This is a genomic window from Spirosoma profusum, assembly GCF_014699005.1.
Taxonomy (GTDB): domain Bacteria; phylum Bacteroidota; class Bacteroidia; order Cytophagales; family Spirosomataceae; genus Spirosoma; species Spirosoma profusum.
The window spans coordinates 20,287-29,229 of the sequence record NZ_JACWZY010000059.1; the positions used below are offsets into that span (position 1 = coordinate 20,287).

The 8,943-nt window shown below is 50.2% G+C and carries 14 protein-coding genes; all 14 read right to left on the minus strand.

What is annotated here, in order from left to right; translation table 11 throughout:
* Positions 1-3: 3 nt before the first annotated feature.
* Entirely contained in the window at positions 4-1,053 is a 1,050-nt protein-coding gene (locus IC229_RS33225) for a hypothetical protein (protein WP_190893016.1), read from the minus strand.
* Between the two features lie 117 nt (positions 1,054-1,170).
* Positions 1,171-1,995: a hypothetical protein gene (locus IC229_RS33230; RefSeq protein WP_190893018.1), complete on the minus strand. Its 825-nt coding sequence runs from the start codon at positions 1,993-1,995 to the stop codon at positions 1,171-1,173.
* Positions 1,996-2,055: 60 nt separating this feature from the next.
* Complete coding sequence (locus IC229_RS33235; protein ID WP_190893019.1) at positions 2,056-2,448, minus strand: hypothetical protein; 393 nt, start codon at positions 2,446-2,448, stop codon at positions 2,056-2,058.
* Positions 2,390-4,081, minus strand: a complete 1,692-nt coding sequence (locus IC229_RS33240) for a hypothetical protein (protein WP_190893021.1) — start codon at positions 4,079-4,081, stop codon at positions 2,390-2,392. The genes IC229_RS33235 and IC229_RS33240 overlap by 59 nt, the downstream gene beginning before the upstream one ends.
* Positions 4,082-4,269: 188 nt before the next feature.
* Complete coding sequence (locus IC229_RS33245; protein WP_190893022.1) at positions 4,270-4,893, minus strand: hypothetical protein; 624 nt, start codon at positions 4,891-4,893, stop codon at positions 4,270-4,272.
* A 98-nt stretch (positions 4,894-4,991) separates the two neighbouring features.
* On the minus strand, positions 4,992-6,359 hold the full coding sequence (locus tag IC229_RS33250) for a terminase large subunit domain-containing protein (RefSeq protein WP_317171691.1): 1,368 nt from the start codon (positions 6,357-6,359) through the stop codon (positions 4,992-4,994).
* A 3-nt stretch (positions 6,360-6,362) separates the two neighbouring features.
* Positions 6,363-6,806 (minus strand): DNA-packaging protein, encoded by a 444-nt coding sequence (locus IC229_RS33255; protein ID WP_223834359.1) that lies wholly within the window; start codon positions 6,804-6,806, stop codon positions 6,363-6,365.
* 136 nt (positions 6,807-6,942) lie between these two features.
* Entirely contained in the window at positions 6,943-7,419 is a 477-nt protein-coding gene (locus IC229_RS33260; protein WP_190893024.1) for a hypothetical protein, read from the minus strand.
* Between the two features lie 35 nt (positions 7,420-7,454).
* Positions 7,455-7,670, minus strand: coding sequence for a helix-turn-helix transcriptional regulator (locus tag IC229_RS33265; RefSeq protein WP_190893025.1), 216 nt, complete (start codon positions 7,668-7,670; stop codon positions 7,455-7,457).
* Positions 7,670-7,879, minus strand: coding sequence for a hypothetical protein (locus tag IC229_RS33270; RefSeq protein ID WP_190893027.1), 210 nt, complete (start codon positions 7,877-7,879; stop codon positions 7,670-7,672). Before IC229_RS33270 ends, IC229_RS33265 begins: the two co-directional genes overlap by 1 nt.
* A 40-nt stretch (positions 7,880-7,919) precedes the next feature.
* Entirely contained in the window at positions 7,920-8,099 is a 180-nt protein-coding gene (locus tag IC229_RS33275; RefSeq protein WP_190893029.1) for a hypothetical protein, read from the minus strand.
* Positions 8,100-8,224: 125 nt separating this feature from the next.
* Positions 8,225-8,386 (minus strand): hypothetical protein, encoded by a 162-nt coding sequence (locus IC229_RS33280; RefSeq protein WP_190893030.1) that lies wholly within the window; start codon positions 8,384-8,386, stop codon positions 8,225-8,227.
* A 98-nt stretch (positions 8,387-8,484) separates the two neighbouring features.
* Positions 8,485-8,694, minus strand: a complete 210-nt coding sequence (locus IC229_RS33285; RefSeq protein WP_190893032.1) for a helix-turn-helix domain-containing protein — start codon at positions 8,692-8,694, stop codon at positions 8,485-8,487.
* Positions 8,695-8,723: 29 nt separating this feature from the next.
* A partial coding sequence (locus IC229_RS33290; RefSeq protein WP_190893034.1) for a hypothetical protein occupies positions 8,724-8,943 on the minus strand: 220 nt, incomplete at its 5' end.

The window sequence follows — 8,943 nt, forward strand, 5'->3', positions numbered from 1 at the left end:
AAACTAGACGGTTGCGGGTGGTGCCAAATTATATTTGATAATTGGCGATTCGCCCGCTACCGACGTGTACGACTTATTGAACGAAGAATCAATGGTGTATTCGTAGATGTCGTAGTACGTTGGTTCTGCCGCACCTGAATAGCCAATTGTTTTCTCCACGCACTTTGCCTGAAAGTGAACACTGGCGTTGAAGTAACCGAACATCGGATCTTTCTCGCTCCACCAGTAGTCTTGTTGCTGGATATGTACGTGACGGTTGGCCGCGTTGGGGGACAACCAGTGGTAAATACCAACGGCACCCACCGGGAATAGGTAGTGCGTTTCCTGAAAACCGGCATCGGGCGTTAGGAAGTTGGATGGGTATGGATCGGCACCCCCGACAAACATAGCCTGATTGACGCTATTGTTGGCTCCATAAGCACCCATCTGATAGCGCGTCACCATGCCAGCTCCTGACATTACGTCCAATAGCTGACCGTTTGCCGATAGCAGGTTGCGAGACGAAACGTACCGAACCGCCGAATAGAACGGCATGCCAATCGTACCCACGTAAGCTGCGCCATCCTGGGTGAAGTAATTCGGTTCAGCGACGAGCGAAGTGGTTTTGCTGGATTCGAGGTAGTTGATGGAGTTAATTTCCATAAACTGATACCAGGCGTGCCAGGCGTTATACAACAGGTTAGACAATAAGTCCACGTACTTGATGTAGTTCTGATCCAGCATCTCGGTAGGCACCTTGATACGGAAACCTTTCACGGTGAAGGTAATTACTACCATATCCGTGCTGGCTTCCTGACCGTCCAGATCGCAGATACGACCATCGACCAGGTTGATAGCAACCCGTTTGATGACAGGTATCTGGTAGGGGCGCTCGAACGACTGTTTCTCCTGATTGATGTCGGTTTGCGACAACAGGGATGGCGACGAACGGATAAACGCGGCTAAGGCGTTGTATTCATCTTTGCGCTTCTCGAATTCCAGTGAAGCGGTATTGTACCGCCCAACGGCTGCTGTGTACGCAGTGGGCAGTGTGAGTGGCAAGCCTGCTGGCATGACTGTGTGAGGTTGTGACGCTCACCCATGACAGCCCCTTTGCGCTGGGTATTGGTCGGTTTGACATGATTGAAAACTAAAAATCAATCGTCCACCCCTTGGACTCTTGTACTGAACTTACTTGGTAATGGCGTACTGAACCTGTCGCTTTTGAACCTCGGCGGTGAATGCAGGGCCGGGCATAAAGCCCTCCGCTAACAGTTCGGCTCCGATTTCGTCAATGGTCGTTGGTACTTTTTTGTTGGTGTCGGCAGGCTTCGGTGGTTTGCCCGGACCCTGTGGTTGCGGGTCTTCGGTTTTTAGGAACTGCTTGAACTGGGCCTCCAAAAACTTCTTAGGCTCCATCGCTACGCCTGTTGTCGGATCAATAACATCAATCAGTGTTTTGCCGTCATCGGCAAATTTCTGAAAGACAATTGTACGTCCTTCAACCCGATGCGGCAGGGATAGTGCACGCATAGTCAGTAGTTCACGCTGCGATTCCAGAGCATCCTCAGAAACATTTAGTTTTAGGCTTCCAAGCGCATTAACCAGTGATATTTCAGCAATTGTCTGGTCTTTAGCCGAAAGGCGACTTTCGTAATCGTCTTTGATGGTTTTCACGTCGGGGTTTGCCTTTGCTTGTTCTTTAAGCGTAGCGGCCGCCCGTTTCATGTACTCGTACCATTTTTCGTCTTTATGCTGCTTAGGAATACCAGTTGACTCGAATACGTCCTGATCGGCCCGTTGTCCTATTTCTGACACCTTATCCCCGATAACCTTTGAGAGGATTGGGCCTAAAAACGGATCGCGTTCTGCCTGTTCTTTATCGAATGCATACCCTTTCTGAAATACATGATGACCCGCCTGCTGAAGCACTGAAATCGCTGTCGGCACATCAATTGCGGGCTGGACGGGCGGTGCTACGGGTGCAGGAGCGGGCGGTGCTGGTGTCTCTAACATAGATAAATGGGTTAGCTAGGAAATTTGTCTATAAAAATAAGACAATTGTCTTAAAATTTCCTACTTTTTCTTTTTGTCTGTTTTCTCAGCACCAGGGCGCGTATCCTCCGTGATTTCGTAGCTGATGCCGAGCGTTTCAAAGCCGGTTCGTTTTTTGTCGACTTCCGAGTTTAACTGATCGAATTTATCTGAATCGTAGTACTGCCGCTGCTCATCAATCTTGACCGCCTTACCATTGAATTCAGTCGTGCGCCACTGGTTGACCCATACACCGCCTTTCGAGGGGGCGGGCACGACGGGGGCAACGGGTGCCGGTTGCGTGGCTAGTTTAGATTGTAGGTCGGCAATCAATTTATCCTGTGCCTCAAAACGGGCTAAAATGTCCGCATTTAGATCAGGCTGCTGTTGGTTGTCCTGGCTCTGCGACAGGCTCTGGTTTTGTGTATCTGACATTGTCGTATAAGAATTGGGTTAGTCGTTCAATGCGTAATGGGTAGGCAAGTCCGCTGCCTACCTGAGAAATATCCGCGCCGAAGGTGCGCTCGATCTTGCGGATGAGGTCTGTGAACTGTGCTTTTACGGCCACTGATTCGGGTTCGTATAATCCCAGCCCGATAAGGCCCACCAATTCAGTGAGCGTCGCTTCCGGTGCGGGTTCTAAATCCAGTAGCAGTTGTGAGCGTGTTGGGTTACCCCCGCTACGTAGCCGAAACGCTTCAATACCCTGCACTTTCTCAAACAGGATTGTCTTGGGTGAACCGGCCAGCCGGGCTTTACTGAGTCCATCCCAGAGCTCAGCCTCTGATTGCAGATAAAACTCGGTGCCGAAGCTGTGCTTTACCTGAACACGCCCGGTACCAAACAGCAAATCCGCAAACGTCTGCACTACCCACTGACGGGCGGCTGACAAATGGCTCGATATGTAGCGAAGCGTATTTTCTTTGCTGGAAAAATTACCCGTTACCTGTTTGTCGTTAACGGCTTTATCCATCAGCGCACTTTCCCCCTGCGCCCCCGTCAGATAATTCACCAGTTCGTCCTGCTGCGCCTGCCGATCATCTTCCCGGAACTGGAGTGAAGCCGTCGACGGCTCCACAATGCCAATCGGAGCTACAACCTGCTGGGTGTTGATCGGCAGCATAAAATGGTCGCCCGGCCCGGCAAACGTTGAACTCCCTTTGCGTTTGGCAGGGCCACACGCATCAGTATAACCGGCATCAACTGTCCCATCGCTGTTCAGTGGTGGCGAGGTGAACTGCTCCATCAGGTCACTAATCATGTCCTGCGACCATGTATAGGGAAACGCGCCGATGAGTTTAGCCAGATCGTAGGCCACGTACCAGAAGGCGTACCAGTCCAGATGCGTCAGCACTTCGTCAATTGGGCTTGCACTGGCTACTGGATGATTAGGCACCCGCTCATCCCAGAGCAAACGAGCCGGGCAGCGGTTCAGGTTGTGGTAGTACGTGGCCTGTGGTACGTTATCCTTGTTGAATACCCGGTAACTGGCGGCGTCCACTACTACTTTGGTGTCACCTTCTGCCAGGTACGCCACGTGCTCGGCTGTACCATCGGGCAATAGTTCAATGCTGATGACTGAATCCAGCGGCAGACGGGATAAATACGGCTTAGGTCTGCCATTCTCGCCTGTCTGAATATCAATCAGCAGTAAATCGTTGTGTGATTCATACAGGGCGGCAACGGCTTCGTCCTGCCAGAACTTCGGTTCGTTTACTTCCTTTAGGTGCTCCAGTAATTTATCTTCAACGCCATCGGGTCCGGTAATTTCGAGTTGGGGATTTACCGAGTCGAAAACCTTCATCCAGCCGTCATGTACCTTAGCCATCACTTTGTTGGTGACAACGGGAAAGGTGAACGCATTTTCAAAGGCGTCCCGTTTATCTTCAGCAGCCAGCAGTCCATGCACCCACCGTCGAAACGTGGGCCAGTAGGCCGACGCGGATTTGTCTCTCACGGTCAAGCCATGAAAGCGTACCCGATCCTGCCAGCGTAAGGCTTCAGCCTTTTGGGTCAGGTTTTTTGGGCTTGTGAGCAGACTTTGGGCGTCGCCGTCGGAGAGAACCATTTACAAACTCAAAGGGGGAATTTTCGGGCAGTGAGTAGTCACCGAATCTGTGTTTGGCTTCGATGCGTAGGATGTTTTCAGCTTTTTCAAGTGAATACGACCGCTCACCAGACGGAGATTTTAACTGTACCGATGTTGGCTCCATTGTTATAAACTATAAAGCCCCAGCAAATCTGCTGGGGCTATTTTTATTTGGGCAACAAGGCTTTGATGTCGAAGGTAGGCGTGAACAAAGTAGCATCAAACGACCACCCATAGGGCAGGGAGATGCTTATATCATTCATGTTGTCTTTCTTCAACCCATCGGAGTACGTGTCACTAACGGCGATGTTGGTTGCATCAAAACCAGTACCATCAGAATTGGCGATAATCTGATTTAAAACGGTGATGAAAAATACCTCAACCTGGGGAGCCGCGTCGTTTGACGATTCAGACGTATAAGAGGAAAGGGCTTTCATTGCCGCGCTGGACTTGTTGCGGAACGTACCCATTGGGCGAATTACATTCCCCCCGCCAATAGACCCCATACCACCAATGGTGCTATTGTCGTTTTCGCCTTCAATAGTGATTTCTGATTTCGGGAAAGTCCAGCCAGAAAAAGCGGGCGTTAGCGTAACTTTGCCGTTATCGGTGTCCGCGATAGCGTCAGTCCACGTTCCTGTGGCCTTGATGGTGGTCGAAGTAAAGATGGGAGTGCCTTTTCGGTGGAAGGCCATTGCAATTACCTGATCCCAACGAACTGGACAGTCTGTAGACGGGATGGTCGTCAGTGCCGCAGGCTTTGGGCAGACGAACGGATTAAACTGAACCATGATGGTTGTCTAAAGCCGCCGGTCAGCCCCTTTGTCCGGTATTGGCGAAAATGTGAAGTCGTGTAAAGATAAACAAAAAAATAAATATGCAATAGTTTTTATCGGGCGCGGTTGGTTAGTCGGATGGGTGCTCTACGAACAAGCTCGAAGTATTCGCGCATCATCACAACGTCAGAGTTATCGGGCGAACGTCCCAGGAGTTCCTTACGTTCGTCTTTGGGTACAGTAGCGCGTCGTTTGTCTGTATCCATATCTTTTTGTTTGACCTGCTCCAGTTCTTCAATGAGCTGCTCCTGCTCGTCGGCAGTCATAGCGCCCGGCTCAATGTACATACCCGTCTTGTTGATCCTATCAGCCATACGGAATTCGCATTGAGAGCGAAGATTATAGTAGTTGGGCTGCTGCCACCCGTCCATTGGGCGTTGCTCTTCCAATGGACTGGAGTTGTTGATAAATGCATTGCAACGTAGTATATCCGTAACGCCACCGCCAACGCCGTCATCATCTACAGCCGTTTGTGAGGCAGGTACCTGATAATAGTTCATGGCTTCGCGCACTTTGGCGGCTACTTCGACTACCGATAAGCCGCGATAGGTTTTGTAGGCAATGATTCGCCATCCATCCCATACGCAAATCTTGGTTGAATCTCTACCATAGCGGGCAACGTCACAGGTGATGTACCGTTTACCCATTCTAGGTACGTGCTGATTCTGCCACAGGTCTAAAATCTTTTCGTAGTCGATCAATGTAGCCGGGTCGTCGTCATACTCCCAATTGCCGTACAACAAACGTTGCTTCTCATTGGGAGAAAGAGTTCTATGTAAGTTCTCCAGATAACCCGGTGGCAGCTTCTTATTATCCTGTGGTAAGGCTTGCACAAAACGTTTCCAGTCCTCCAGGTTGTTCTCTTTATGCTTCCGGTAGTATTGTTTGTAGAGGTAGTTCTTGGCCGGATTGCAGGTTTGCAGGAGCTTCGGGGCAAGATTGTAGGTGTCGTTCTTCCAGCGCCCGATGCTGGCAGCGAGGTTGTTTTTGGCGGCTTCCACGAACTCTCCAGCTTCTTCAATCCAGCCGCGTGTCATTTGCATGGAACCGAAACGGGCGTATAGTGGGTCAGAGGGCAGCGGTTTGGCATCCAGTAGATATACCCGACTTTTGTTGTAAAGCTGGTAGTAATTGTCCTGTCCGTTGTAGTTGTAATAAGCAGGTCCAATTTGCCAGTGATTGAATACTTCGTGAATGGATGGAATGGTGAACTTACGCAGGTTGGTAAGGGAATCGCGGGCAATGAAGTAGAATGTTCCGTCGTAAGTGAAGGCATCACCAAAGATCAGAGAACAACCCAGGTACGATTTACCTGAACCTTTGGAGCCGCCATAGACAATATCCGTTGCAGTATCATCCTGCCAGTGACGGCAAACTTGTTTTTGTTTTTCGTTGCCATGTGTGTTGAACTCCAGTTCCACCGATTACAGTATTTTCATGCCAGTGATGGGTTTGACGCCCAGCTCACCCGATATTTCTTTCTTGTCGGCCAACCCCAGATCACGGCTGATCAGATTGGCATTCAGCAGGCCAGCCGCAGCGCCCTCGAATTTCTGGGTGTACATGATAGCACTAATGCGCGTAATGACCTGTGAAAATGCTTCGTAATCGGGGTTGGTTTTATAATCCCTCAGCGAATAGATACCTACGTAACATTCTAGTCCCGACCACGTATAAGCCCGCATTTTAGGAACAATACATCCAACCGCATCTTTTCCATTGAACTCCAGCGTTTCCAGTGGATTCTCATCACACCATTGAAAATATTCACAAGCAGCCTCCCAAAGTAGTTGAGGATTTTTGAATATTTTATCCCGACCGTGTTTGTATTGGAGTTTCCAGAACTGGTTCCCAACAGGCGCTGCCATACTCTACTGCGTTTCGTGCTACACAAATATACAAAATAGTTGCATCACCCCCGCCACTGCCCTGACCGCTCCCCTTGCGTGGTGGTCGTGGAGGTTATTTCTCTTCTATCGCTAATCCCTGTGCAATCCAGTTGCGCTAGTCGATGCCAAGTTCGTCAAGGTAATCGTAGAGCGCAACGGCGTTAAACATGGGGGAGTACATAATGCCATTACTGTGGTAACCTGTGACTGCAATTGTACCATCCATGAACAACGAAAGGTCTTCTCGGCTCCATTTCTCAGCCGCTGGGTACGAATACACCTCAATCTTTCCATCTTCCCGATTGATGCCGTGCAATTTATTAGACGCAGGCATATACCCCATTGCCTTCTCAAATGCCCGATATAACTCAACATCGGTTAAACTCTCCAATGGCCTGAGGCACGGCTTGATGTTGCGGACGGTGCCTTCGGACATACCCTTCAGCAAAGAAACGGTAACCTCGCCCTGCTTTGCCTGCCAATTATCGGGCCGCAGCCGGGGATTCAGATTCCACTCATACTGCACTTTCTTGCCCAAAAACCGGGCGAGTTGGGGTAGTTCAAGTGTGGTGTTTTTCTCTTCCATCATCATCGTTTTTGGTTTCTTATCTGGCCCCGCGTGGTGGGTTAATCAACGGTAAAAAAGTGGTTGAACGGTCGGTTCAGGTACCGGCAAACAATGATGTAGGTGGTCAAATCCGGCATACGTCCCGATTCCAGACGCGAAAGCGTTGAGGTGCTGACGCCTAACTCTTTCGAGAGTTCACGGAGCGTCACACGCTCTTTATAGCGTTTTTCGTCCAGCGCCTTTGCCAGTTTGCGTAAGTCCAGATTGACCGTCATCAGGTTCTCATATTTTCGGATGGGAAACGGTCGTTCGGTTTCCAGTCGACGGCTACCTCATCAATAAAGCGCTGTTCGATACGGCGAAAGTGGCGGTGAACGCGCTTCCAGACTGCCTCTTCACTTTCGGCATCGATGACCGCACAAATGGTTCTACTGCTCTGACCATAGCCACTCACCCAGAATGTAAAACTGGATTGTGGTTCCACCTTCGATTTAGAGAAGTCATACCAGCTTACCCAGAACCTTTTACGTGCGGGGGATTCCGTGCCTGTCTTCATAGTGTTTACAATAGTCTTCCATGTTCTTACCGTCAATATCCTGCTGAGGGGTAATGTAGTTGCTCAGGTGAGCCGATGCGCACCGTCTACGGTACTCATCCCGTTTAGCTTTTACCCGAAGGTATACCTGTTCTTCGTTCTCTTCCATCGCTCTTGTCTTCTCTGGCGCTGCACCGCAGGCCGGGGTTGGTTAAATGCGCGGCTGGACTCATCTCCCACTTAGCCCGAATCCAAATACGTCCAGGACTCCCGGACGCGACGAGCACCGCGTTGTTATGGTTTTTTCGCTAAAACCTTTTCAATCATTTCATACGCCTTCATAACCTGACGGTCAAGAGCCGTTTCCCGACTACGACTGTTCAGTACGTTGGCAACGATACGGAGCGTATCTTCAATCTCCTTTGCCTGATACTGATATATTTTCAGCTCTTCCATCGTCCTTCTTTGTTATTGTTCTCTCCGCCCGGCTCCGCAACCGCTACCGCTCCGGCGGCCCGGCGCTCCGGCGTTTCGGGTTGTCAAGCCGGGCGGGGTTATTGCAGTAGCACCTTTACATCCTTGCCCAACGCAACAGCGATCTTTTCGAGTTGGTCAAGCGATAGATTGCCTTTTCCCTTTTCGAGGGCGGCTATGTTGGGCTGCTTCATCCCTGCGAGTTCACCCAGTTCGGATTGCGTGAGTCCAGCTTCTTTACGGGCGGCTCTGACGGTTTCCCCTACGGCTTTCTGTAGTTTTTCAGACATGCCGTAAAAATAGCGGGGTGCGGGATTCATTACCAATCCTGTCTTAACTTCGTATACCCTTCACGCTTGTAGGGGTACTCTACACCATCTGATACAATAAATGCGGAATCAGAGCCGCCCCAGATGGTATCGCCTACACACGGGAATACGGTAGGTTCCAGTATTTCCATACGAGGCTGTCCGGCTTCGTTGCTACCGGCAACGCGGTCTTCCAAGACAATGGTAATTCCACCTACATAGGTAATTACA